This window comes from Streptomyces sp. HB132, from assembly GCF_016909575.1.
GTDB lineage: Bacteria > Actinomycetota > Actinomycetes > Streptomycetales > Streptomycetaceae > Streptomyces.
Map to the genome: position 1 here is coordinate 36,300 of NZ_JAFBGA010000018.1, position 24,451 is coordinate 60,750.

General features: G+C 69.9%; 19 protein-coding genes and 2 pseudogenes. 10 read left to right on the forward strand and 11 right to left on the reverse strand.

Translation table 11 applies throughout. From position 1 onward, the window contains the following. From JOC24_RS28700 to JOC24_RS28710, 3 genes are all read left to right on the forward strand, one after another. Positions 1 to 1,410, forward strand: coding sequence for an aldehyde dehydrogenase family protein (locus JOC24_RS28700; RefSeq protein WP_205023326.1), 1,410 nt, complete (start codon positions 1 to 3; stop codon positions 1,408 to 1,410). Continuing rightward, the gene (locus JOC24_RS28705; RefSeq protein WP_205023327.1) at positions 1,407 to 2,513 is read left to right on the forward strand and encodes an NAD(P)-dependent alcohol dehydrogenase; all 1,107 of its coding nucleotides are present in this window, start codon (positions 1,407 to 1,409) and stop codon (positions 2,511 to 2,513) included. Before JOC24_RS28700 ends, JOC24_RS28705 begins: the two co-directional genes overlap by 4 nt. Positions 2,514 to 2,620: 107 nt before the next feature. Then, on the forward strand, positions 2,621 to 3,496 hold the full coding sequence (locus JOC24_RS28710; protein ID WP_307792774.1) for a class I SAM-dependent methyltransferase: 876 nt from the start codon (positions 2,621 to 2,623) through the stop codon (positions 3,494 to 3,496). 154 nt (positions 3,497 to 3,650) lie between these two features. On the opposite strand, the gene JOC24_RS28715 is transcribed toward JOC24_RS28710, so the two are convergent. After that, positions 3,651 to 4,184 (reverse strand): EF-hand domain-containing protein, encoded by a 534-nt coding sequence (locus JOC24_RS28715; protein WP_205023329.1) that lies wholly within the window; start codon positions 4,182 to 4,184, stop codon positions 3,651 to 3,653. Between the two features lie 334 nt (positions 4,185 to 4,518). On the opposite strand from JOC24_RS28715, the gene JOC24_RS28720 reads away from it, so the two are divergent. Further along, positions 4,519 to 6,063: an NAD(P)-binding domain-containing protein gene (locus tag JOC24_RS28720; RefSeq protein ID WP_205023330.1), complete on the forward strand. Its 1,545-nt coding sequence runs from the start codon at positions 4,519 to 4,521 to the stop codon at positions 6,061 to 6,063. Beyond that, positions 6,056 to 7,504 carry a class I adenylate-forming enzyme family protein gene (locus JOC24_RS28725; RefSeq protein ID WP_205023331.1) on the forward strand — a complete coding sequence of 483 codons (1,449 nt, stop codon included), beginning with the start codon at positions 6,056 to 6,058 and terminating at the stop codon, positions 7,502 to 7,504. The genes JOC24_RS28720 and JOC24_RS28725 overlap by 8 nt, the downstream gene beginning before the upstream one ends. 144 nt (positions 7,505 to 7,648) lie before the next feature. On the opposite strand, the gene JOC24_RS28730 is transcribed toward JOC24_RS28725, so the two are convergent. The 4 genes from JOC24_RS28730 to JOC24_RS28745 are packed head-to-tail and all read right to left on the reverse strand — an operon-like array spanning position 7,649 to position 13,270. Next, a complete protein-coding gene (locus JOC24_RS28730) occupies positions 7,649 to 9,226 on the reverse strand; it encodes an MFS transporter (protein WP_205023332.1) in 1,578 nt (525 codons plus the stop codon). A gap of 38 nt (positions 9,227 to 9,264) precedes the next feature. Next, positions 9,265 to 10,635, reverse strand: a complete 1,371-nt coding sequence (locus JOC24_RS28735; protein ID WP_205023333.1) for a cytochrome P450 — start codon at positions 10,633 to 10,635, stop codon at positions 9,265 to 9,267. Further along, positions 10,629 to 11,699, reverse strand: coding sequence for an alpha-hydroxy acid oxidase (locus JOC24_RS28740; protein ID WP_205023334.1), 1,071 nt, complete (start codon positions 11,697 to 11,699; stop codon positions 10,629 to 10,631). Before JOC24_RS28740 ends, JOC24_RS28735 begins: the two co-directional genes overlap by 7 nt. After that, positions 11,696 to 13,270: an NAD(P)-binding domain-containing protein gene (locus JOC24_RS28745; RefSeq protein WP_205023335.1), complete on the reverse strand. Its 1,575-nt coding sequence runs from the start codon at positions 13,268 to 13,270 to the stop codon at positions 11,696 to 11,698. The genes JOC24_RS28740 and JOC24_RS28745 overlap by 4 nt, the downstream gene beginning before the upstream one ends. A 74-nt stretch (positions 13,271 to 13,344) precedes the next feature. Here JOC24_RS28745 and hutH point away from each other — a divergent pair, with 74 nt between their 5' ends. Further along, a complete protein-coding gene (gene hutH / locus JOC24_RS33550; protein ID WP_239581141.1) occupies positions 13,345 to 14,850 on the forward strand; it encodes an HAL/PAL/TAL family ammonia-lyase in 1,506 nt (501 codons plus the stop codon). 46 nt (positions 14,851 to 14,896) lie between these two features. On the opposite strand, the pseudogene JOC24_RS33555 reads toward hutH, so the two are convergent. After that, positions 14,897 to 15,964 (reverse strand): annotated as a pseudogene (locus JOC24_RS33555) (sensor histidine kinase); the annotation flags it as partial. A gap of 119 nt (positions 15,965 to 16,083) precedes the next feature. Then, positions 16,084 to 16,764, reverse strand: a complete 681-nt coding sequence (locus tag JOC24_RS28755; protein WP_205023336.1) for a response regulator transcription factor — start codon at positions 16,762 to 16,764, stop codon at positions 16,084 to 16,086. Between the two features lie 525 nt (positions 16,765 to 17,289). Here JOC24_RS28755 and JOC24_RS28760 point away from each other — a divergent pair. After that, a complete protein-coding gene (locus JOC24_RS28760) occupies positions 17,290 to 17,694 on the forward strand; it encodes an FKBP-type peptidyl-prolyl cis-trans isomerase (RefSeq protein WP_275588617.1) in 405 nt (134 codons plus the stop codon). Between the two features lie 57 nt (positions 17,695 to 17,751). Here JOC24_RS28760 and JOC24_RS28765 read toward each other — a convergent pair whose 3' ends face one another. After that, a complete protein-coding gene (locus JOC24_RS28765; protein ID WP_205023337.1) occupies positions 17,752 to 18,336 on the reverse strand; it encodes a hypothetical protein in 585 nt (194 codons plus the stop codon). 300 nt (positions 18,337 to 18,636) lie between these two features. Between JOC24_RS28765 and JOC24_RS34285 the strand changes: the two are divergent. Beyond that, positions 18,637 to 18,825, forward strand: a pseudogene (locus JOC24_RS34285) (transposase); the annotation flags it as partial. Positions 18,826 to 19,053: 228 nt separating this feature from the next. Here the strand turns inward: JOC24_RS34285 and JOC24_RS28775 are convergent. After that, complete coding sequence (locus JOC24_RS28775; protein ID WP_205023338.1) at positions 19,054 to 19,521, reverse strand: RrF2 family transcriptional regulator; 468 nt, start codon at positions 19,519 to 19,521, stop codon at positions 19,054 to 19,056. Between the two features lie 295 nt (positions 19,522 to 19,816). Here JOC24_RS28775 and JOC24_RS28780 point away from each other — a divergent pair, with 295 nt between their 5' ends. Both JOC24_RS28780 and JOC24_RS28785 read left to right on the forward strand, forming a co-directional pair. Further along, positions 19,817 to 21,016, forward strand: coding sequence for an NAD(P)/FAD-dependent oxidoreductase (locus tag JOC24_RS28780; RefSeq protein WP_205023339.1), 1,200 nt, complete (start codon positions 19,817 to 19,819; stop codon positions 21,014 to 21,016). A gap of 238 nt (positions 21,017 to 21,254) precedes the next feature. After that, positions 21,255 to 21,650: an Imm7 family immunity protein gene (locus JOC24_RS28785; RefSeq protein WP_205023395.1), complete on the forward strand. Its 396-nt coding sequence runs from the start codon at positions 21,255 to 21,257 to the stop codon at positions 21,648 to 21,650. Positions 21,651 to 21,901: 251 nt separating this feature from the next. Here JOC24_RS28785 and JOC24_RS28790 read toward each other — a convergent pair whose 3' ends face one another. Both JOC24_RS28790 and JOC24_RS28795 read right to left on the reverse strand, forming a co-directional pair. After that, positions 21,902 to 22,981: a hypothetical protein gene (locus tag JOC24_RS28790; protein WP_205023340.1), complete on the reverse strand. Its 1,080-nt coding sequence runs from the start codon at positions 22,979 to 22,981 to the stop codon at positions 21,902 to 21,904. A gap of 255 nt (positions 22,982 to 23,236) precedes the next feature. Next, complete coding sequence (locus tag JOC24_RS28795) at positions 23,237 to 23,830, reverse strand: LURP-one-related/scramblase family protein (RefSeq protein ID WP_307792772.1); 594 nt, start codon at positions 23,828 to 23,830, stop codon at positions 23,237 to 23,239. Positions 23,831 to 24,451: the final 621 nt, after the last annotated feature.

Here is a 24,451-nt window from a genome sequence, read left to right on the forward strand (position 1 = left end):
ATGCCGACACCGGAAGCCGGCCGCGCCCCCGCACACCGTGCCCCATGCCTTGCCGTCATCGACCCGGCCACGGGGGAGACCTTCGACGAGACCCCCGACCAGCAGCCGGACGAGCTGGACCACGTGATCGACCGGGCCCGGCGCGCCTGGACCGGATGGCGCGCCGACCCGGCCGCCCGTACCACCGGACTGAACGCCGCCGCCGACGCCGTGGAGGCTGCCGCAGACGACCTCGCTCCGTTGCTCACCAGGGAACAGGGCAAGCCCCTGGCCGAGTCGTACGCCGAGGTCGCCCGTACGGCGGCCCGGCTGCGGTACTTCGCCGGTCTGGCTCCCCGTACCCGCCGGATCGACGACGGCCGCCCCGTGCACAGCGAGATCCGCTGGCGTCCTCTCGGAACCGTTGCGGCGATCGTGCCGTGGAACTTTCCCCTCCAACTCGCGTCGGCGAAGTTCGCGCCCGCACTCGCGGCCGGCAACACCGTGATCCTCAAACCGTCCCCGTACACCCCTCTTGCCACCCGACTGCTCGGTGCCGTCCTCGCCACAGCCCTGCCCGAGGACGTCCTGACCGTCGTCACCGGCCGGGAACCCCTCGGTGCCCACCTCGCCTCCCACCCGGGTATCCGCCACGTCACCTTCACCGGCTCGGTGCCGACCGGGCGGGCCGTCGCCGGGGCTGCGGCGGCCTCCCTCGCCCGTGTCACCCTGGAACTGGGCGGGAACGACGCCGCCGTCCTCCTGGACGACGTCGACGTGGACCGGATCGCGGACCGGCTGTTCTGGGCCGCCTTCCGTAACTGCGGGCAGGTCTGCATGGCGGTCAAACGCGTCTACGCACCGGCCCGGCTCCACGCCGAGGTCGTCGAGGCCCTCGCACACCGCGCGAAGACCGTCGTCGTCGGACCGGGCCTGGACTCGGACACCCGGCTCGGGCCGGTCAACAACGCCCCCCAGCTGGCCCGGGTCGAGCGGGTCACGCAACGGGCACTGGCGGCCGGCGCCCGGGCGGCGACCGGCGGTCACCGGCTCGACGGGCCGGGCTACTTCTTCGCTCCCACGATCCTCACGGACGTCCCTCCCGACGACCCGGTGGTGACCAGGGAACAGTTCGGACCGGTCCTGCCGGTGCTGCCGTACCGGAACCTCGACGAAGCCGTCGAAGCGGCCAACGGCACCGGCTTCGGACTGGGCGGCTCCGTGTGGGGCACCGATCTCGACCGGGCGGCTGCGACAGCAGACCGGCTCGAATGCGGCACGGCCTGGATCAACCACCACGCCGAACTCTCCCTCGCCCAGCCCTTCGCAGGCATCAAGGACAGCGGGGTCGGTGTCGCGGGTGGACCGTGGGGTCTCTACGGCAACCTCCGTCCGTTCGTCGTGCACCGGCCGCAGGAGGAAGAGCGATGAGGTTCCGAGCCGCCGTGCTGCGCTCGTACGAGACGCCGTTCGCGGTCGAGGAGGTCGTCCTGAGCACCGGACCGGCCGCCGGTGAGATCCTCGTCGAGATCGCGGGATCCGGCATGTGCCGGACCGATCTCGCGGTCCGGCGATCAGCCGGACGCACCCCGCTGCCGGCGGTCCTCGGCCACGAGGGGACCGGAGTCGTGGTGGCGTCGGGCGACGGCCCGGACAGCGCGATCGGCGTCGGTGACCACGTCGTGCTGAGCTTCGATTCCTGCGGACACTGCCGGAACTGCCGCGGCGCGTCCCCCGCCTACTGCGACTCCTTCGCCTCACTCAACCTCTTCGGGGGACGCGAGGAGGGTGCTTCACGGCTCACCGACGCCGTCGGGGGAGCGCTGGCCTTTCGGTGGTTCGGCCAGTCCTCCTTCGCCGAATACGCCCTCGTCCCGGCGCGCAACGCCGTCCGGGTCGACCCCGCCCTGCCGCTCGAACTGCTCGGTCCGCTCGGCTGCGGTGCCCTCACCGGTGCCGGAGCCGTGCTGAACACCTTCCGTGCCGGCCCAGGCGACACCCTCGTCGTCCTCGGTGCGGGAGCCGTGGGCCTGGCCGCGGTGATGGCGGCCACCGCCGCCGGCGTACGGACCGTGGCCGTCGACCGGCATCCCGGGCGCCTGGACCTGGCCGAGCGGTTCGGCGCGGTCCCTCTGCCCGCCGTGACGGCCGGACTCGCCGAGCGCATCCGCCGGCACACCGACGGCGGCGCGCAGTACGCCCTGGACACCACGGCCTCCGCCCCGCTCATCAACGACGCGCTCCGCGCGCTGCGCCCCACCGGCACCCTCGGTCTCGTGGCACGCCTCCATACCGCACTGCCGCTCGAACCGGGCACGCTCGACGGGGGCCGCAGCATCCGGCACATCTGCGAGGGGGACGCCGTACCCGAACTGCTGATACCCCGGCTGATCGGTATGTGGCAGGCCGGCCGCTTCCCCTTCGACCAACTGATCCGCACCTATCCGTTGGCCGACATCAACGAGGCCGAACGCGACTGTGACGCCGGACGCGTGATCAAGCCCGTCCTGCTGCCGGAAGGAAGAAACCGATGAGTGAAACGTCCACCACCAAAGACCCCCGCCATCTCACCAGCGAACCCTGCGTGTTCTCCGCTCCCACCGAAGCGGACACGCCCGCCACGGCGACGCGGCGGACCGGCGTGGAAGGCGTGGACGCGGGCGTGGGACTGACCGCCCTCCTGGTCGCCGCCGCACGGGCGATCGAGACCCACCGCCACGACAGCCTGGCCCAGGACGTCTACGCGGAACACTTCGTACGCGCGGCCCCCGCCTGCGCGGACTGGCCGGTGAGCATCCAACAGGTCCCGGACGGGGACGACAACCCGTTGTGGGGGAGGTTCGCCCGCTACTTCGGCCTGAGGACCGGAGTCCTCGACGACTTCCTCCACCGTTCGGTCCGTACGGGCGTGCGGCAAGTGGTCCTGCTGGGTGCGGGACTGGACACCCGCGCCTTCCGGCTGGACCTGCCGTCCGACTGCGTCGTCTTCGAGATCGACAGGGCGGGCGTGCTGGCCTTCAAGCAACAGGTGCTCAACAACCTGTCGGCCGCCCCGAAGGCGAAGCGGGTTCCGGTACCGGTCGACCTGCGCGACGACTGGGTCACCGCGCTGACCTCTGTCGGCTTCGACCCGGCCGCCCCGAGCGTCTGGCTGGCCGAAGGACTGCTCTTCTACCTGCCGGGCCCGGCCGAGACGTACCTCATCGACACGGTCGACCGGCTCACCACCGGGGGCAGCGCCCTGGCCTTCGAGGCCAAGCTGGAGAAGGACCTCATGGCGTACCGCGACAGTCTGATCTACACGGCGACGCGGGAGCAGATCGGCATCGATCTGCTCGACCTCTTCGACAGGGGGCCGCGCCCCGACTCCGCAGGTGACCTGGTGGCCAAGGGCTGGTCCACCTCGATGCACACGCCCTTCGACTTCACCCGTCTGCGGGGACGTGGCCCCCTCCCCGAGCCGAACGACGCACTGGAGGGGAACCGCTGGATTTTCGCGCACAAGCCCCGACCCTGAGCTCCGCTCACCACGAGACCGGCACGGTCACGCCATCGCCGTGACCTCACGGGGGCCGACGCCCGCGTGCGTGCGGTCGAGCCTGGGTCCGTGCCGCCCGGGCGGCGTTCCGTGACGGCCCGCGCCGTCACGGAACGCTCATGTGCGGGCAGCGTCAGACGGCCCGGACAGCCACCAACTGGTCAGCCGGAATCCCGCCCATGTCCGGGGCGTAGTAGTCCTCGATGCCCCTGGCCCACGTGGTCACGGTGACGCGGTCCTCGGCGTCCGGGCCGAAGGCGTCGAAAAGCGCGTGGATGTTCGCCTCCGCGAAGCCGATCGCCGTCATCAGCGATACGAAGAGCGGGCGCTCGATCAGCCCGTCCCCGTCCGGGTCGCCGAGTACGGCGAGCGCCTCGGCGAACTCGGTGATCGTGGGACCGAAGCGCTCGGGGTCGAGGACGAACGGACGGAACTCGTCGACGGTGATCACACCGTCGCCGTCGGCGTCCAACTCCGCGGCCAGCGTGGTCCAGTAACGGCGGAACGCGGCCCGGATGGCCTCCTTGGCTCCGTCGTCCGATGCGACCGCGACCTCCAGAACACGTTCCGTCATGAGGTCGAAGTCGTCGGAGTCGAGGACCCCGTTGCCGTTGGCGTCGAAGAGGGAAAAGACCAGATCGACCCGCTCGGTGGCCTCAGTTCGCATGTCCGTCACCTGTCTCCTGCGGTCCGTTGATCCCGGACTCGGCTCAATGAGTCCTCCTAGGTAACCGCGTAGGGGGAGAGATGTGACGGTGAGGAGACCGCCGCTACCAGAAGGAGTGAGTTCGCCGAACAAACAGTTCGTACCGTCGGGCGTTCGCGTTCGCGGCGGTCCGCCCATGACTCCGCACGTGACGTGTCGGACGGAGCCCCCGGCGACGAGCGACTGCGCGAGGCGACCACCGCGGACGGCCCGGCCGGAGCGATCAGGAGTTCAGCAGTCGGTGGGGCCACGGAATCTCAGAGCCCTCTGATTTGGCCTCACTACCGTCCGGCCCATGGTGCGCGACTATCTCATCATCGGGGCCGGACCGGCCGGACTTCAACTTGCCTCTCTGCTGGAGCGCGACGGGCGCGACTATGTCGTCCTGGAGCGGGGGAGTGGACCGGGGACGTTCTTCACCCGGTACCCCCGCCATCGGCAGCTGATATCGACGAACAAGGTGCACACGGGTTTCACGGACCCGGAACTCAACCTGCGCATGGACTGGAACTCGCTGCTCAGCGACGACCCGGAGCTGCTCTTCACCCGGTACAGCGAGCGCTACTTCCCACCGGCGGACGACCTGGTGGGCTACCTGGCCGACTTCGCGGCCCGTACCGGCGTGCGCGTCGAGTACGGGACGGAGGTCGTGCGGGTCTCCCGTGCGGACGGTGTGTTCACCGTCCTGGACGGCGGCGGGCGCTCCTGGCAGGCCAGGCGGCTCGTCATGGCGACCGGTATCTCCCGGCTCTACGAACCACCCGTCCCGGGCGTCGAACTCGCCGAGCGGTACGACACCTTCGATCCCGACCCGGTGTCCTTCACCGACCAGCGGGTGCTGGTCGTCGGCAAGGGGAACTCCGCCTTCGAAACCGCCGACAGTCTCATCGAGAAGGCCGCGGTGATCCACGTCGTCGGACCGCACTCGGTGAAACTCGCCTGGAAGACCCACTATCTCGGGCATCTGCGCGCGGTGAACAACAACTTCCTGGACACCTATCAGCTCAAGTCGCAGAACGCGGTGCTCGACGGCACCCTGGAGAGCATCGAGAAGGCCGGGAGCGGCGGCTTCCGGGTGATGCTCCGCTACGCGCGGACCACGGAACCGCTGCGCGAACTGCACTACGACCGGATCATCGTCTGCACCGGCTTCCGCTTCGACGCGTCCGTCTTCGACGAGACCTGCCGCCCCGCGCTCGTCATCAAGGACCGGTTTCCCGAGCAGACCTCGTCCTTCGAGTCGGTCAACGTACCGGACCTCTACTTCGCCGGCACCCTGATGCAGCAGCGGGACTTCAAGAAGTCCACCAACGGTTTCATCCACGGTTTCCGCTACGCGACTCGCGCCCTGCACCGCATCCTGAGCGCTCGTCACCTCGACACCCCCTGGCCGGCCCGGACGCTCACCGCGACGCCGGAGGCGATCGCCGACGCCGTCATCGGCCGCGTCAACCGCTCGTCGGCCCTGTGGCAGCAGTTCGGGTTCCTCGGTGACGTGGTCGGCGTGCACGGCGACGTGGCCGTGTACCAGGAGGAGGTCCCACTGGACTACGTCACCGACGGCGGCCTCGGGCCCGCCCCGCACCGGTTCGTCGTCGACCTGGAGTACGGACCCGAGCACGACCAGGTCGACCCGTTCGACGTCGGCGTCCCCCGGGTCGTCGAGAACGACGTGGACCACGCCATGGACTCCACGTACCTCCATCCCGTCGTCCGGCACTACCGGGACGGAGTGCTCGCCGGGACCCATCACCTGGCGGAGAACCTGGAGAACGAATGGAACTTGGCGGAGGTCCACCGGCAGCCGCTCACGACTTTCTTGAAGGAGTGCCTTGACTGAGCAGTTCCCCGGCGCCGTACTGGACACCCTCGACGCGGCAGGCGATCGGCCGGTGTTCGAGCACGCCGGCCGGGAGGTCTCCGGAGACCGGCTCCTCGGTATGGTGCGGCGCGCGGTGAACGGCCTGCGGCAGCGGGGAGCCGGGCCCGGCGACGGCGTCGCCATGCTGCTGGGGGCCGACCCCGGGGCGTTCGCCGCGATCATCGCCGCTCACGTCGTCGGGGCTCGTGTCGTCGGTGTACGGCCCGGCCTGACCGCAAGTCAGCGCGATCATCTCCTGCGGGGCGCCGAGGTGACGGTCGCCGACCGGTCCGACGGCTCCGGCAACACGAGGAACGGGCCCGTCCTCGCGCTCGACGATCTGCTGGCGTCGGCGGACGACGGTGTCCGGCCACGGGTCCTGGCCCGGCCCGGCGACGTCGCCCGGCTCCTGCACACCAGCGGCAGCACCGGTCTCCCCAAGGCGTGCGCACAGACCTACGCGGCGATGACCGCGTCCTGGGTGCACCGGCCGGACACCTGGCCACCCGCCGTCCGCGAACTCGCCGGGCGCCTGGACCGATTCCTGGTGTTCGGCACCCTGGCCAGCCAGGTGATGATGGAGTACGGGCTGCTCACACTTGCCGCCGGCGGCACCCTCGTCACCGCCGACCCGTCGAACTTTCCCGATGCCCTGGTGCGGCACCGGGCGACCGCGAGCGTCGTCACGGCCGCCCGGCTGACGAAACTCCTCGCCGCCCAGCGCGAGTCGCCGGTGGACCTCGGCGGTCTCCGCGCGCTGATGGTGTCGGGCTCCCCGCTGGAGCCGGGCAGGCTGCGGGAGGCCGCCGCAGTTCTCGGCCCGGTCGTCTTCCACGGCTACGGGCAGACCGAGACCGGCATGATCTCCATGGCCACGCCGGAGGAGCCGGCCGGCTCCCTCGGAGTACCGCCCGTCGAACTGGAGGTCCGCGACCCCTCCGGCCGCCCGGTGCCGCACGGCACCGACGGCGAACTCTTCGTCCGTACCCCGTCCCAGAGCTCCGGCTACTGGCAGGAACCCGCTCTCACGGCCGAGGTGTTCCGCGACGGGTGGGTACGTACCCGCGACCTCGGCCGGCTCGACGCGTCGGGCCGGCTGTGGCTCACGGGACGGATCCGTGACGTGATCATCGTCAACGCCAACGTGCACTACGCCGGGCCGGTCGAACGGCTGCTCGCCGCACACCCCTCGGTGGCCGAGGCGTACGTCGTCGCTGTGCCCGACGACAGTACGGGTGAGGCCGTCCATGCCTTCGTCGTACCCGAGGCCGGTCACACCCCGGAACTCGCAGAACTGCGCGCGCTGGTGACAACGGGCCTGGGCGAGGCCTGCGCACCCACCCGGCTCACCCTCATCGAGGAGGTACCTCTCACGGCTGCCGGGAAACCCGACAAACGGAGTCTCGCGGGTGGGGGTTAGCGGGTCGGCCCCCGCCCCGAGCCGTGCCCCGCCGTCGCGCGAAACGCGCGGGCGGGGCACGGTCCGTTCAGGAAGTGCCGACCGGGGCGGCACCGTGTGGCAGGGAAGCGGGCACGGCGCGAGCGACGTCGTGGACGCCGCTGCTCACGGCGCAGCACCGTCCTTGCCCGGCAGAGGCGTCACCCCCGTGGTCCTCTCGGCGGGAACGGTTCTGCTGCGCACCAGATCGTCGAGCTCGGCGTCCAGCCGGGCGGCGTCCCCGGAATGCTGGGCAGCCGCCCGCGGATTGCTCCCGCGGAGGGCGACGGCGCCCCCGGCGACGGCCATGGGTACTGCGACCAGCACGGCTGCGGTGCGCATGCCTCCCGGCGCGGAGAGGACCAGTGCGATCAGAGGGGGCCCGAAGGCTCCGCCGGACTTGCCGACTGCCGCGGCCCAGCCGCCCGCCGTCCCCCGGATGGCCATGGGGTAGATCTCGGCCGTGTAGGGACCGATCAGTGCGATGACACCGGCGGTTCCGGCGAAGAGCAGTATCACCGCGGTGAGGAGGATCGGCCGGCTGCCGTCCAGCCCGACGGAGGCCAGGGCGAGCAGCGCCGCGACGGTGAGGGCCGCGTAGACGACCATGGTGCCCTTCGCCGACCAGCGCATGTAGAGCCACGCGGCCACCACACAGGTGGGGATGGACAACAGCGAGGAGATGAACAGCAGCGTGGCGGCGGACGTGCCCCCCTCGTTCGCGGCCTCCAGCTGGGTGGGCAGGAAGGTGATGAAACCCCAGTAGACGAGGCCCCAGGCGAGCGCGTAACCGCTGACGACCAGCGTCTTGGCTCTCTGGGAGCCCTTGAACAGGGTGGAGGCGGGGACACGCACGGGCCGCGACTGCTGTGCGGTGAAGGCGGCCGATTCCGGAATCCACCTGTTCAGCGCGATCAGGATCAGGACCAGCGGGAGCTGGGCGAACCACAGAACTCGCCACCCGGCCAGCGGGATGAGCACTGCGGCCAGTCCGGCGGCCGCCATGTAGCCGCCCGTGGTGGTGAGCCCGGCCTGGAGCACCATGATGGCCGCGCGTCGTCCGGGTGGCAGGCTCTCGGTCATCAGGGCGTAGACGACGGGCAGCATGCCTCCTGCCGCCATGCCCATCAGAGCGCACATGACGAGGATGCCGGTGAAGGTCGGCATGGCGCCGCACACGGTCGTGCCGAGGAACAGAAGGGACGCGACGAGAATCGTGGCCCTGCGCCCGATACGGTCCGCGGCGCGGCCCCCCACGAGTGATCCCACCACCGTGCCGCTCAGCGCCACTGTGGGCAACCAGGAGATGTCAGCGGCGCTGAGGTGGAACTCGGCACGCATACCGGGCTGGATGAACGCCAGAGTGGCGGGTTTCATCTGGTCCACCATCAACGCGAAGCTCAGAACGGCGATGAGACGGTGGCGGCTCGTCGGGGGCGTCGGGGCCGGAGCCGGGGCGGCCGCAGGATCCGCTCCGGGAGGCTGCACGACCGCGTACCCGGAGACCGCCACGCCCACCACGATGGCGACCATGGCGGCCCACATGACGCCGGACGTCCCCATCATCGCCATGTGGAATCCCATGGACGCGGAATCGATGAACATCCACACGTGCTGGCCGACGCCCGCACAGGTGAGGGCGACACCGGTCCAGAACATCAGAGGACGGGATATCAGCGACGCCGGCTGCGTGGGTGCGGTCATCTCCTCACCGCGGACGGACCGACGCGGCTCCTCGGGAGTCATCCGACCCCTCTCTCAGGGTGAGGGGCCGGACAGCCTCCGGCCCGTCGTCCGTCGAAGTACCGTTCCGCCGGACGCAGCCTGCGGGCATGCAGGACCATGAGCGTGCCGAGAACCAGCTGACGTACACCCCGGGTGACGTCCTCCACCCCGTCCCGCAGCCGGACGAAGCTCCGCAGCGCGCTCAGGCGGCGAGGCCCGGGCAGCAGGCCGCGCGGAATCAGCAGGCAGGGCGCCCGGTGCGGGATGGAGCGGGTGTGCGAGACCGTCGAGTCCAGCCGGAACCGGCCCAGCACCTCCCGGACCGCGGCGCGCAGCACGAGCGGCGACAGCCGCCAGGCCGGGCACGGGCGGTTCGCCGCTACGCCGTACGGGATGTGATGGACATCCTTGGCGGCCAGGTTCGCCCAGCGGTCCGGGTCGAACTCGTCGGGGCGTTCGTATCCGGTGGCGTGGTAGTCGGGATAGCTGAAGCACACCACGGAACCGGCCGGCAGTACCGTCGTCTCGTCCAGCGGTATTTCGTCCGTGGTGATGCGATGGGCGATGCCGAAGAGTGGGTACAGACGCATCGTCTCGTCGAGCACCTGCGCGAGGTACCGGTCGCCTTCCGCATCCGCGCCGAGGCGTTGCTGCACGTCCGGGTGGCGGGCGAGGGCGAGCAGGACGTGCGCGGTCGCCTCGGACAGCTGCACTACGGCCGTGTTGAAGAACGTCCCTTGCAGGTAGTGCACCTGCTCCGGCAGCGAAAGGGAGGCCGGCAGCCGGTGCGGCACGTGGCCGGCCGCGACACGATCCCGTAGATAGGCCGTCAACCGGGCCCGGCGTCGCGGATGGCGCAGACCGGTGCACTTCAGGGCAGTGATCACGTCATCGGCGTGAGTGGTGATCAGTTTCCGGGCCACCGGCGGGCACGGCTCCTGGAAGACCAGCTCGTAGCAGAACGCGGCCCACGCGGGCATCACCAGGTCCCGCAGCCGTACGAGGCTGACCCGCGTGTCCGGCAGTTCGTCCAGTGCGGCGGCGACGGCGTGGGCGGCCGACGCCGCGAGATCGGCCGAGTTCCCGGCGAGGATGCGCCGCGTCGTAGCGGCCACGTCCTGGTAGCGCTCGCCGGGCTCCAGGTGCTCCTGGTGCACCTCGGGTCCCGGCGCCAGCCAGTACCAGAACAGGTCGGACAGACCGGCCCCCTCGCTTCGTCCGTTCGCGGCCGGGTGCGCGTAGACCCGCTCGAACACCTCCGGGCCGTGGATGGCGTTGGGCAGGGTCACCGCCCGGTCGCCGTTGACCTTCTCGAAGATCCGCACGCGCAGCTCCACCACGGCGCGCGGCAGCGACCACGTGTCCGAACGCGTCCGGCTCCTCACCATGTCCCACCCTTCCGTACGACCATGTCGGTCGTCAGATCGGCGTTCCGGCGACCACCGCACAGGGCGAGCGTGTGGTCGTACTCGTCGCGCAGTGTCGCGAGGACCCGCCGTGCTCCCGCCTCCCCGTCGACGGCAAGACCCCACATCACGGGGCGTCCGACGCCGACGGCGCTCGCCCCCAGGGCGAGCGCCATCGCGACGTCGCTGCCCCGGCGTACCCCGCCGTCGAGCAGGACGGGCACCCGGCCCGCGACCGCGTCCGTGATCGCCGGCAGGCAGTGCACGGCCGCCGGGACCGCGTCGCACTGGCGGCCCCCGTGGTTGGAGACGATCACCCCGGCCGCGCCGTGGTCGACAGCCAGCCGCGCGTCGTCCGGATGCAGAACCCCCTTGATCAGTACGGGAAGTGAGGTGCCGCGCAGGGCCTCGGCGAAGTCCGGCCAGCGGACCGCGGGGGACATGGGGACGGCGGTCAGCGCGCCCGGCTCGGCCCCGGGCAGATCGCGCATGTTCTCCGCGGCGTATCCGGGTGGCAGGTCGGTGAACCCGTTGCGCAGGTCTCTGGTGTGCCGGCCGAACACCGGCGAGTCGACGGTGACCACCAGTGCCGTGCAGCCCGCGTCCTCGGCGCGCCGGACGAGGGCCGCGGTGACCTCCCTGCGGGGGTGCAGATACAGCTGGAACCACACGGCCGGGTCCGGGGCCGCTTCTCGCGCCGCGGCGACGACCTCGAGGACCGCGGTGGTCGCGGCCGTCCCCGTCACCAGTACGGCGCCCTCGGCCGCGGCTGCACGGGCCGTGGCACGCTCGCCGTCCCGGTGCACCAGCCGGTGGAAGGCGGTCGGTGCGACGATCACCGGGGCGGCCTGCCGGGCGCCCGGCAGATCGACTGCGGTGTCCCGCGCCTCGCTGCCGCTCAGCACCCTCGGCAGCAGCGCGTACCGGTCGAAGGCCCGCTCGTTGTCGGCGACGACACGCTCGTCGCCCGCGCCGCCCGCCACGTAGTCGTAGAAGACCGGATCCAGCATCTTCCGTGCACTGTCGTGCAGTTCGCGGAGGGTCACGGCGCCACCGGGGCGGCCGGGCTGCGGTGCGCTTCGAGGAAGGCGTCCAGTGGGGCGCGGTGGAACTCCTCGCTGTCCCACTCGTTCTCGAGGTTCTCTGTGAGGTGGTGTTCGGCGACGAGACCGCCGTCCCGGTACCAGCGGACGACCGGATGCAGATAGCGGCCGTCCAGGCCGGACACGTCCTGCTGGGATTTGCGGCCCGCGGAGACGTCGAACGGGTCCACCCGGTCGTGGTCCTCCCCGTACTCCAGGGTGACCACCGCGTAGGCGTCCACTTCACCGAAGTCCCCGGCGCGCACGGCGCCCGGCACGTGAGAGACGGGAATCTCCTCGGCGTAGCGCAGCGTGCCGTCAGGGGCGAGCAGCAGCAGGTCGCCGAGGACGGCGAACTGCTGCCACAGGGCGGAGGACCGGTTGACGCGGCTGATCACCGCGTCGGCGGCCCGCTCCGTGGCGTCCCCGAGCGCCGTCGTCGGCCATGGCACGCCGTCGTGGCGCTGCCGCAGGCCCCGGTGCAGCGCACGCACCGCGTAGCGGAAGCCGTGGATGAAGCCGGTCGTGGCCTTCCCGAAGTCACGGCCCTGCATCAGCGTCCCCGCGAAGTACAGGCCGGGTACGTTGACCGATTCGCCGAGAGGCGTCAACGCCGGGAAACGGCCGTCGATGATCAGGTCCGGTGCGCAGGTGTGGTCGAAGATCGAGCCGTCGAACCGGAAGCCGGTAGCGACGATCACCCGGTCGTAGCGGATCTCCTTGACCACTTCGTCGACCCGCTCGAAGGCGACCGGTACGTGGAAGCCGTCCCGTTCGCGCCTGATGGCGAGCACCCTGCCGTCGAGGAGGGCGTTCTGCGACTTCAGTTGGTAGCTGTCCAGAAAGTTGTTGTAGACCGCGCGCAGGTGTCCCACATAGTGCGTTCGCCAGGCCATCTTCAGCGAGCCCGAGCCGACGACGTGAATGACCGCCGCGGTCTCCATCAGGTTCTCGGCTGTCTCGAAGGCGGAGTTCCCGCGGCCGATGATGAGCACCCGCTGATCGGTGAACGACTCCGGATCGGTGTCGATCGTGTCGTAGCGTTCGGCCAGTTCGACGCCCGGCACCGCCGGCAGGTTCGGTACCGGCACTCCGGTGGCGACCACCAGGTGCCGTGCACGCCACGTCTTCCCGGTGTGGTCGGTGACGGCGAATCCCGCCGCGTCCCGTGAGACCTTCTCGACGGCGGTGTCGTACCGCACGCGCGCCCCGGTCCGTGAGGCGAAGTCCGAGAGGTAGCGCACGAGGTCGTCGGCCGGCGGGAAGTAACGGGGACTGTACCGGGTGAACAGGAGCTCCGGGTCGTCGCTCAGCAGGGAGTTCCAGTCCATCCGCAGCCGCAGCTCCGGATCGTCATACCCCGTGTGTACTTTGTTGTTCGAGATCAGATAGCGGTGCCGGGGGAACCGCGTGAAGAACGTCCCCGGACCACTGCCGCGTTCCAGGACGACGTAGTCCGCGCCGTCCCGCTCGAACAAGGCGGCAAGCTGCAGTCCGGCGGGCCCCGCACCGATGATCAGGTAGTCATGGGTCATTCCCCGGAAGCTAGTCACCGGAATTCAGAGCGCTCTGAGATTTCCCGCCTACGTTTCGCAACGTGCCCACCACCATGAACGCCGTCTCACTCACCCGCCCCCCGGACTCCGCGGCCCTGCGCCGCGCGGCGATGCCGCTCACCGTCACCGTGGACCCCGAGGCCCGGGCCCGTCTGGAACGCGGCCGCCGGTTCTTCCACGGCCTGCGGCACGGCGACAGCGGCGGCGAGGCCCCGTCGATCTACGGTGCCACCACCGGATTCGGCGCACTCGTGGGGTACGCCGGCCGCCCCGACGAGGTGGACCAGTGCGACAACACCCTGGCCCACCTCGGTGCCGGCCAAGGACCGGACCTGCCGCACGAGATCACTCGTGCCGCCCTCCTGCTGCGCACATGGTCCCTCGCCCAGGGCATCTCCGGCGCGTCCGCCGAAGTCGTCGACCGGCTCACCGCGATGTTCGCCACGACGTTCTCGCCCGCCATCCCCCGCTACGGCTCCGTCGGCGCGAGCGGTGACCTCATCCCGCTCGCCTACGCCACCCAAGCGCTGCGCGGCCGGGGGCATGCCTACGTGGACGGCCGCCGCATGCCGGCCGAGGAGGCACTGACCGCCGCCGGGCTGCGCCCGCTCGCCCTGGACGGCCGCGACGCGCTCGCCCTCGTCAACGGCACCTCGGTCACCACCGCCGCCACGGTTCTGGCCCGCGACACCGTCCGCACGGCGCACCGCTCACTCATGGCCCTCACCTGTCTGCTGGCCGACACTCTCGGCTGCGACCCCGGCTTCCTCGACGGGGACCTGCTGCGCGTCTACGGCCACACCGGCGCGATCGATGTCGGCGCCCGGATGCGGGAAACACTCACCGGCGTCACCCCCTCCGGTGACCGGCCGCTGCAGGAGCCTTACAGCATTCGTTGCGCCCCGCAGTTGCTCGGCGCAGCCGAGGACGCGCTGCGCTACGTCGACGGCGTGGTCGCCGCGGACCTGGGCGGCGTCAGTGACAATCCGCTGTTCTTCCCCGAGGACGACGAGGAGAGGGGAAAGGTGGTGCACGGCGGAAACTTCTTCGGGCAACCCGCCGCGTTCGCGGCCGACCTGCTCGCCTCCGTCACCGCCCAACTGGGCAACCTCGCCGAACGCCAGCTCGACCTGCTGACGGATCCGGCACGTAACGGGGGACTGCCACCGATGCTCGCCACCGCCCCTGGCCTGCAGCACGGTCTCCAGGGGGTACAGCTGGCCAGCACCGCGTTCGTCGCGGAGATCCGCCGAAACGCGACACCGGCAGGCATGCAGAGTCTGCCGACGAACCTGCACAACCAGGACGTCGTCCCCTTCGGCACCCAGGCCGCCCTGCGCTCCTACGACATGGCGGAGCTGCTCAGCCTGCTGTCCGGCTCCCTCGCGCTCGGTCTGCGCCAGGCGGTTCACGTCGGCGCCCGCCGCCCCACCGCGCCCCGATGCGCAGAACTCCTCGACGCTCTGATCGAGGTGATTCCCCCGGTCGAGCCGGACCGTCCGCTGGACGCGGACGTCCGCGCTGCGGCCCGACTGCTCGCATCGCGCGAGCTGCCGTGACCGGACGTGCAGGGTCCGGATCGGCAGGCGCGTACTCCGGCAGCCGGATGGTGAACCGGGCGCCGTGGCCCGGACGACCGGTGGCGGCTACCGTGCCACCGTGGCGCGTGACGACCTCGCGCAGCAGCGCGAGCCCCAGCCCGTACCGTCCGCCGTCGCCGCTACCACGGTGGAACCTCTGGAACAGCTGGTCGACCGCAGTTGGGTCGAAGCCGGACCCGGTGTCCGTGACGGCCAGCACGACCATGTCGGCGAAACGGGACAGGGTCACCTTGATCCGCCCCTCGGCCGGGGTGTGGCCGATCGCGTTGGACAGCAGTTCACCGACGGCGCGACGCAGCGCGGACTGAATGCCGTCGACGAGGAGGGGATGAGGCGGGGCGTCCACGACGACGGTCAGACGACGGGCCCGCGCCCGGTCCGACTCCTCGGCCACCACCGCCCGCGCCAGCGCAACCAGATCGACCGGCCGGCGTTCCGACGGTCCTGCCGGACCTGCCGCGAGGCTCGCGGACAGCAGTAGGTCGTCGAGCACCTCGCCGAGCCGGCCGGCCGAGGTGACCAGTCGCGCCAGCCCGTCTCTATGCGGGACCGGCAGCTCCTGGTCAGCCGCTTGCCGTGCCAGCACCTGTGCCCGCGTGTGCACCTGGGTGATCGGCGTGCGCAGTTCGTGACTGGCGTCCGTGACGAACTGATGCTGCCGGGTGAGAGCCTCCGCCAGAGGTGCCACGGCCTTTCGTCCGAGGAGCGCCCCGGTGACGACCGCGGCGAGCAGTCCCACCAGTTCGGCCACACCCAGCGCGGACCACAGATGGTCGCGGTCGGCCAACTGGAAGCGCATGTCGAACACCGCCTGCACGACGTCACCGTCCGCCCGGACCTGTGTGCGCACCAGGTAGACCGTGCGATCACGTTCTAAGGTGCGCTCCACGGCCTCGTGGGTCCTACGCGCCCGGTTCACGTCCGCGCGCAGCGGGAATCCGCCGGGGGCGTTGGGCAAGGGGTCCACGCCGGGCGCGTACAGCCAGGTGCACACCGGGGGGCTGGCCAGATGGCCGTGCCCGGCCCCGTAGCGCAAGTCACGCCACACCTGCTCGTTCTGTGCGTGCACCATCACCGTGAGCGCGACGCCGCCCACGACCGCGATCAGCAGGGTGACGATCGCCCCTGTGATCACGGCGATCCGTAACCGCGCCCGGCGCACCGCCGCCCACTCGGTGGCAGTCGGCGGCCTCACAGGGCGCCCAGGCGGTAACCGAGACCGCGGACCGTGCGCACGACCTGCCGGCCGAGCTTGCGGCGCAGATAGTAGACGTAGGTGTCCACGATGGACGACGCGGGAGCCTCCTGGAACACCAGCCGCCGCAACTCCGCCCGCGAGTGCACCGCCTCCGGACGCGAGGCGAGCGCCCACAACAGGGCGAACTCCCGTGCCGCTAGGGCGATCTGCTCGCCGCTGGCGAGCTCGACTTCCCTCCGTCCGACGTGCAGCTGTCCCGATCCGATCTTGAGCACATCCGTGGACTCCAGCGCCCGTCGGCACAACGCCCTTAATCGGGCGCTCAGTTCGTCCAGAGAGAATGGCTTGGCGAGGTAGTCGTCGGCGCCGGCGTCGAGCCCGTAGACCCGGTCGTGCACCGTGCCCATCGCGGTCAGCAGCAATACGGGCGTCCGGACGGCGCGGGACCGTAATCGGCTCACCAGGTCGAGGCCGTCGAGAGCCGGCAGGCGCCGGTCGACGACGAGCACGTCGTACTCGCGGGAGAGGCCGAGGTGCAGACCTCGCTGGCCGTCGGTCGCGACGTCGACCGCGTACCCCTCGGCCCGCAGTATGTCGGAGAGCATGTCGACCAGCTCCCTGTCGTCCTCGACCAGTAGCAGCCGCCAAGGATGCCGCGAGTGTCCCTGCACCACAGTCCTACTCCCCTCGCACCTCCCCGCAACCCCTGTCAACGCACCTCCCTGGGACGGGGTTCCCGTGACGAGCGACGAGTAAGAGGGTGGCCGAACAGGCCGCGTCCCGCGCCGGACTTCTTCGGCTCGGTCGACGAAGCCCGACCCGACGGTGAGTTGCTAGGTCACAGGATGCGGCGACGCCGACGAGGAGAACAGGGGCCATTCCGTGCCAGGCACCCTCTGCGGCGTACGGTTCGACACCAAGGAGCTCACTCCGTTCCTTCCGCCGGGGAAGAAGCTCTCCGTCAAGCCCGACGTCTCCGCCTCGGCGACCTGGTGCGATGGGTCCGTGGGCGGATGTCCACCGATCCAGCCGGCCACTGAGCATGGCTCCATTTCGCATCGCGGACTTGACCCGTCTCCGTGGCATGGGCTGCACCTCGGGCACGGGCATTGCCGTAGCGTGATCGCCATGCCGCATGGAATGTCCATGTGCCCGGTCGGCCCGTGCGAGGGATTCCGGTGGCGAGCGACGGGACTGTGATGAGCGAACTGGCGAAGCCCGGAATCGAGGTCCCGGAGGGTGACGTGCCCACCGAGCTGACGATCCGGGACCTCGTGGTGGGGGAGGGACCCGAGGCGCAGCCTGGCAGGGTCGTGCAGGTTCATTATGTAGGGGTCACGTTCGCGTCCGGAAGGGAGTTCGACTCCTCCTGGGAGCGGGGCCGACCCTTCAAGTTCGCCGTGGGTGGTGGCAAGGTCATCAAGGGCTGGGACCGGGGAGTGAGGGGGATGAAGGTCGGCGGCCGGCGCGAGATCATCGTTCCCCCGCGTCTCGGTTACGGCAGGCAGTCACCCTCTCCGTTGATCCCGGCAGGCTCGACACTGATCTTCGTCGTGGACCTGCTCACGGTGGTGGGCGGGCCCGCCGGAGCGAGGCCGGCCTGAGCCTCGTAATTCACCCGCGCGGCATCGGAGGAAGAGCCGGGATCCCCTTACCCGACTTCATTCGTCCGGAACCGAAAGCGGCCACGACCAAACCACATGGGCGGCGTCCCGTTCCCTGATGATCCGCCGGTAGCGTGATGCTTCGCGTTTGGTTCCCGCATTGAGTGGGCTGTACCGAACCCAGTCCATCGGGACGACGTGGAGGGCCAGGGTTTCCCAGATGCGTTGTTGATCGACCGAGTGCACGAGCACCACGGCAAAGCGCTGGATGCACCACAAGCATTCCCAAGGCGGTCCGGTGACGACGGCTCCGGCATCGGCGAGCTTCCGGCCGTACCCGTCCTCGGTATCGAGTTCCATCTCCGCATGGAAATCGTCGCCCCCGAAGAAGTGGACGCAGCTGCGCTGCAGACTGCGCCTCATGTCCGACAGGCGATCGCCCCGTCTGTAATCGCCGTCGTCCAGCGTCCGGGCCACCGCGAGCGGGAAGATCGCATACTTGCCCCGGTCGATCACGGGGAAGCCGAGATCTGTCCACTGCGGAGTTCTCTCGGAAAACCTTTGACCCAGCAGGTGTCCAAGCGCGTTCATGACTGACAGACCGTCCGAGATTCGATTCTTCCCCTCCTCGATCCCGGTCACGAGGCCCCTGTCCCAACTGCGGGATCGCTCTGTTCGATGCCGGGCCCGTCGGTGAAGTCCTCCACGAGAACCTCGCCGAGGCGGACCGGTGTGACCTTTTCATTGGCGGTCACGTTCTCCACCTCCCCAACCTGCGTCCGTCCACCTGCCGCAGCTTGCGACCACAGGCGCTGACATCGGCCTGCGGCCGTCCGCCATGATCATCTGTCATGCGGGTTGGCGCGGCGAGTACCGGCGCCACGGCACCGTTTCACTCGTAAGCGGCCCTGGAGGTGAACGAGCGGCGAAGTGCTGATCGAGGTGATCACCCGGAACATCGCGGCGACCTTCACCGCGTTTCTGGAGCAGCTGGACCGTGCCACCGCTCTCGACAGGGAGATCCACGTGGTGCTCGACAACGGCTCATCCCACACCGCCAAGCACACCAGGGCCTGGCCGGCCGCACTCCCGCGCCGGCACGTCCGCTGGACCCCGCCGCACGCCTCCGGGCTCAACCCAGATCGAACTGTTCCTCTCCGCCCTGGCCCGCAGGGTCCAACGGCATGGCGACTTCGCCAGCCGCGACGACCTCATCGACGGATTTCAGAGCTCCGTGATCAGACACGACATCACGGCCCAGCCCTACCGCTGGACCTGCGAGGGCATCCCACTCAAGACAGCTCGATCATCGCCCCTCCACGAACTTACGCGGAGCAGCACCGGCTTCCAGCCCCGCTCTCAGTTCAATACGTCCCTGACGATGTTCCCGAACAAGGGGGTGTGGTTGAGCTCGGCCCGGATCTCCGCGAGGCTCTGTGCTGCCAGTGCTTGCCGCCAGGCCCGGTCGGCACGGTGCATGGCGGCTTTGACGGCGCACGCCCCCGTGGGCGGCGGGGCGAGTTCGCCGATTTTGCCATTGCACCTGATCTCGGCGCAGTGGAAGAGCTCGGTGTCCCCTTCGATCGCGTCCACGACGTCGAGAAGTGTGACGTCCTCGAGCGGTCTGGCGAGCCGGAAACCTCCGCGGGGGCCGGGCGTGGAGGCCAGGAGGCCGGCCTTCGCGAGCTGCTGCAGCTGCTTGTTGAGGTAGGGGGCCGGCAGGCCGTGGGCGTCGGCGAGCTGACCGCTGCCTACGGGCCCGCCGCCGACCGCATCCAGGTTGAGCAGTGTGTGGATGGCCCACTCGACGCCCTTACTCATTCGCATAATGCGGACATTGTATGTCCTGAACCCGCCGATGGCGAGAAGTGGCCTGAGGCACGCCTTGCTCAGTGACCTCAGTGACCTCAGCGACCTCGACGACGGCGACGGCGAGGCTCGGTCACTAAATCTTGACATTCAATATCCAGGATGTCTAAAGTCCAGAATTACTGGGGCAGGCCGCGACCCGCCGGAAGGGCCGTGTTCCCCGGCCGGGCACCGCGGGCGGCGACCTGGAAGGGGCGCCCGCCTCGTCACCCGGCGGCGGTGACTGCCCTCGACGCTCGAAGAAGGAGAAACCATGAAGAACGTTCTGGTGATCGGCGGGGGCTTCGCCGGCGTATGGACTGCGGCGGGAGTCGTGCGAGCGGCCCGTGAAGCCGGTGGCGCCGGTGAAGACCTGCGGGTGACCCTCGTCAGCGGTGGTGACGACCTGGTGGTGCGTCCCCGTCTCTACGAGGACAACCCCGAGAGCATGCGGGTGCCGCTGGATCGCATCCTCGGCCCGATCGGCGTGCACCGGCTCACGGCCACCGTGACCGGCATCGACACCCGGGCCCGTACCGTCCGGGCCGTCGAGCGAGCGGGCGGAGAGCTGACCCTGTCGTACGACAAGCTCGTGCTGGCCACGGGCAGTCAACTCGTACGTCCCGACTTTCCCGGCGCGCAGAACGTGTTCGACATCGACACGATGCCGACCGCGGCAGCGCTCGATCACCACCTGCGGCGACTGCCCCTGCGTTCGTCGTCCGACGGCCTGTACACGGCTGTCGTGGTGGGTGCCGGCTTCACGGGCCTGGAAATCGCCACCGGCCTCGGCAGCCGGCTGCGCGCGATCGCCGACGTGCAGGGCGCGGGTGAGGACGTGCGGGTCGTCCTGGTCGACCGGGCCGACGTTCTCGGGCCCGAACTCGGTCCCGGCCCCCGCACCCAGATCGAGGACGCGGTCGAGGAGCTGAAGATCGAGCGGCGTCTGGGGCGCACTGTCGCCTCGGCGAGTTCTGAGGCGGTCACGCTCTCGGACGGCGAAGTGATCCCGGCAGCGACCGTCGTGTGGACAGCCGGCATGGCTGCCAGCCCCCTGACGGCGCAGGTGCCGGGGGAGCGCGACCGGCTGGGGCGGCTGACCGTGGACGCGTACCTGCGCGTGACGGGAGTTCCTGACGTGTACGCAGCCGGCGACACGGCGGTCGGACCCGTGGAGGAGGGGCATTCGACGCTTCAGAGCTGTCAGCACGCGCTGCCCATGGGGAAGTTCGCCGGGTACAACGTGGCCGCCGACCTCTTGGGAACCGACCCCCTGCCCTTCGCGCCGGACCCCTACACCACCACGCTGGACCTCGGGCCGGCCGGCGCGGTCTCCACCTCGGGCTGGGACCGGACGGTGCAGCTGACCGGCCTGAAGGCAAAAGTTCTCAAGCAGGACATCAACACGCTGTGGATCTACCCTCCGGTGGACGACGCGGAGCAACTGCTCGCCCAGGCCGGCCGCTTCTCGTAGGGCCACTGTGCCGCCCGCGCCGGTCGGACTTCCGAGCGTGTGACTGTTGGCCCGGACCGCAGCCGGGAACCGAGCGGTACACGAGCGTCATCCGGGTCCGTCGGCGAGACCGCGGCTTTCCACCACCCGAGGACTTGCGTTGTTCGATCGCGGTGAAGCCGCGCATCACCGGCCCGGCGCGGGCAGGGCGCGTATGCGGTCGTCCATGGTGAAGCGGGTCCCTCGCTACGATCGCGCGATGTTTGAGTACCACGGGTGGATCACCGTCAGGGACACCGCAGCCGATGACGATGATGAGCCCCGCTTGCGGCGGATCGTCGATGAGCTGCGCCGTCACATCGCCCGGATTGACAGCCCGTACCTGCTCGACCTCAGGTGGATGAACGGCGAGCCGTTCATCCACCTCGGCGGCTTTTCCAATCACCGCTCATCGCCCGATGTGGTCGGACTGTTCGAGCATGTGGCCGTGTCCGCTCCGGGTTCCTACGGGCTCCTCCACGTTCACGACGACGAGGAACCGGACCGCGAGAACGACGTACGCGTGCTGAGACTCCTTCGAGGCAGGGTCACCCACCACACGGAAGCTCTGCTGTCTCCGTACGTGCCGACGGTGGAAGATCCCTTCGCGGGTTGAGGCGGCGTCGGCGGATCATCTCCGGAGCCGGAGCCGGAGCCGCCGTGACGATGCCGTGGAAGGCGTACGCCCGATGGCCGCAGCGGGGCGCGACGGCACGAGCGCCCGGTACTCACGCGGGTCCCGTGGAACTGAATCCTGAAAGTACGTCAAGCCGCCAAGGCGGACGACGGAGGGAGAACCCTGGGCGCAGGCCCAGGGACTCCGTGGCGCCCTTAGGAACTCACCGGATGCGACAGGAGCCGGGCGGCCTACTGGAAGCTGAGTCGGTGCGGGTGTGCTGGATCGGTCGGGCAGGTGTGCACACGCATCAGGCCGCGGCCGAGGTAGACGTCGGTCGGGTCGATGACGCGTGGGTCGTTCTCCGAGTCCCGGTCCTCGATCGGAAGCCAACCGCGTGAGGCCCCGTCGCACTCCCACATGTCCACGGTGAGCAGGGGCGGCATCGCCGCTCCGCATACCCCGCAGTCGACCGGGGCGGGGTCGGTCAGATGCCAGGAGGCAAAGCCGCCGACCTTCCAACCGGGCGCGATCGACAGATCGCTCATGTAACTGATCTCCTCCGGCTCCGCGTCCCGGGCCGCGGCCATCGCCGACGCGTACTCCTCGTACGTCGCGTAGCTCGCTGCCGAGGAAGGATCGGTTTCGTCCTCCTGCTCCTCGTCGAGGAGCCCTTCCTCCCACGCGTCGATCTGCTCCTGGAGTTCCCCCTCCAACAGCCCCAGGTACTCGTGCTCCACGACTTGCTCAGGGAACACGACGCACGTGGTCGGCACGCACTGCGTCCGGCCGGCCACCGGCGGCTCGGGCTGTGGCATGAGTACAGCGCCGACGTCGGCGGAACGCCGCCAGTTCAAGACGACGTCGATGGTGCGGTCGTCGCCGTGGACCTCGAAGGGGCACCAGAAGACCTGCAGGAGGTCCTGGCCCTCGGGTCCCACAAGATCCGGAATCTCTCGTGCGTACAGCTGGGCAACGGCCAACATCGGCACGGGGGCGTCGTCATGCAGACCGGGGACGTGATCTGCCCGGGTCATACCGTCGAGCAGCCGCTGTTCCTCCTCGGTGTACTCACGCCCCCGGGCGTCCTCCTGGATCCGGCGGTACAGCCGCACGTCGGAGAGCAGGTGGCCCGTGCCTTTCGGGTGTACGGCCGTGCACACCGGCCACGGTTCGTCGGCCGGCCACAGGAGGGGGCCCGCAACCGAACTCTCGCCCACCCCGGGAAGGCCGTGACGGGGGTGCAGCCGGGTGGTCGTGCGGCGGTGGGCTGCCAGGGCGGGGAAAGCCGCCTCTACGTCCAGGGGGCGTGGCGGGGTGGTGCGGGTCATGAGCGAGCCTTCCGAGTGCGGTCGGTGGCGACCTTATACAGCGGTCCGGACACCGGCGGCGAAATCGATGGCGTGGCCGTCAGCGGTGGGGGAGACCCGGTCCCAGCCGCGTGCCAGGCGGGAAGGCTGACCGCGCCGGTCGGTGTGGTGCATGAGGTACGGCGCCCCGATGCGTCCTGGCACGGTGTGAGTCAGCTGTGACCGAAGGGATCGCGCTGCGCAGGCGGCGCGGCCCGGGAGTCCGTTCCGCCGACGTCACTGCAAGGCGTCCAGTGCAACGGCCTGGGCAATGGCGAGGCGGCGGTCGAGGCCTGCACTCGTGATGTCCACCAGATAGCGGTCGCGCAGCCCGAACTTCCTCTCGACCGCCATCCAGCGCTTGTCGCCTTCGGCGAAGTCGAAGTGACGCGGCCATGCGAACGGCACGAACTCGGTGGCCGGCAGGAAGTCCCATATCCGGCGCAGCACAGCGAGTGCCGCGTTGCGCTCGCGCCCGGTGAGCTCCGTCAGCCCCGGCTGCTCGAGGACCCAGGTCGAGCGCAGCAGAGAGACCATGGTCTTCTCACGGAACGAACCGATGGGGCTCCCGTCCTCGTCCCGCACCGTGTAGACGGCGCCGACGTCAACGGCTTGGTCGGCCTCGAAGGTGCACAGGACGTGATGCCGGGACTCGTCGGTGTAGATGGTCACCTGTTCCTTCAACGCCATCAGCTCCTGCTCGGCGAACGCGACGACCTCACCGGCCGACCCGTCGGGACGAGCAGAACTCACCACGTACCGGTTGCTCATCACGGTCGTCTTCTGGCTCACGATGAACCGCTCGGCCGCCTGCAGGTGCGTGGTGTCCACGGTGTGTCTCCCTCTGTTCGCGTCTCTTGCGCCGCCCGGCCGCCACCTGCTCGCGTCCTTCGTTGGCGTGTTGGACCATCGTCGCGATCCCGCCTGCGCGAAGCAGCCCCGGAAAGTCGCGCACCTACGCGACCAAAGGCGAGGGTGTGCGGTTCCCCACCAGCACGTACACACCGGTGCTTGTTCACTTTCGTCGTTCGCGCCTCCCGCAGGAGGATGATGCGGTGCTCACGGCGGGTACGCCGTCGGTCCGTGCAACGGGACGAAGCGCGACCGAACGCGTCACACGGCCTTCCGGGGCGGGCTTGCCCGGCTTCGCCGATCGGGACCGCGCGGCCCGTCCTGACACCCGGGCACGGCGCGCACCCTTCGACCGGAGCTGCGAGCTGTGTAGCGATCGGGGTTGAGCCGCCTGGCGGTTCCGTGCGGCCCGGGTGGCCCAGGTGAAGCGAGTAGGCGCTGGTCAGGCCTTTGTGGTCCAGGGCATCGACGCTGTTGGTGATGCATGTCTGAGAGGCCACGAAGCCACCCGCGTCAATCCCGCGAACGATGAAGCCCCGACACGATTCTTGCGCCGGGCTCGGTGCCGCGCGGCACGGGAGCAGCCCTTCGGGCTTCCCG

Coding starts and splice junctions, on each gene's coding strand:
- JOC24_RS28700 (WP_205023326.1), top strand. CDS start 1: ATGCCGACACCGGAAGCCGGCCGCGCCCCCGCACACCGTGCCCCATGC.
- JOC24_RS28705 (WP_205023327.1), top strand. CDS start 1,407: ATGAGGTTCCGAGCCGCCGTGCTGCGCTCGTACGAGACGCCGTTCGCG.
- JOC24_RS28715 (WP_205023329.1), bottom strand. CDS start 4,184: ATGCGAACTGAGGCCACCGAGCGGGTCGATCTGGTCTTTTCCCTCTTC.
- JOC24_RS28720 (WP_205023330.1), top strand. CDS start 4,519: ATGGTGCGCGACTATCTCATCATCGGGGCCGGACCGGCCGGACTTCAA.
- JOC24_RS28730 (WP_205023332.1), bottom strand. CDS start 9,226: ATGACCGCACCCACGCAGCCGGCGTCGCTGATATCCCGTCCTCTGATG.
- JOC24_RS28735 (WP_205023333.1), bottom strand. CDS start 10,635: ATGGTGAGGAGCCGGACGCGTTCGGACACGTGGTCGCTGCCGCGCGCC.
- JOC24_RS28745 (WP_205023335.1), bottom strand. CDS start 13,270: ATGACCCATGACTACCTGATCATCGGTGCGGGGCCCGCCGGACTGCAG.
- hutH (WP_239581141.1), top strand. CDS start 13,345: ATGAACGCCGTCTCACTCACCCGCCCCCCGGACTCCGCGGCCCTGCGC.
- JOC24_RS28760 (WP_275588617.1), top strand. CDS start 17,290: ATGAGCGAACTGGCGAAGCCCGGAATCGAGGTCCCGGAGGGTGACGTG.
- JOC24_RS28775 (WP_205023338.1), bottom strand. CDS start 19,521: ATGCGAATGAGTAAGGGCGTCGAGTGGGCCATCCACACACTGCTCAAC.
- JOC24_RS28780 (WP_205023339.1), top strand. CDS start 19,817: ATGAAGAACGTTCTGGTGATCGGCGGGGGCTTCGCCGGCGTATGGACT.
- JOC24_RS28785 (WP_205023395.1), top strand. CDS start 21,255: ATGTTTGAGTACCACGGGTGGATCACCGTCAGGGACACCGCAGCCGAT.
- JOC24_RS28790 (WP_205023340.1), bottom strand. CDS start 22,981: ATGACCCGCACCACCCCGCCACGCCCCCTGGACGTAGAGGCGGCTTTC.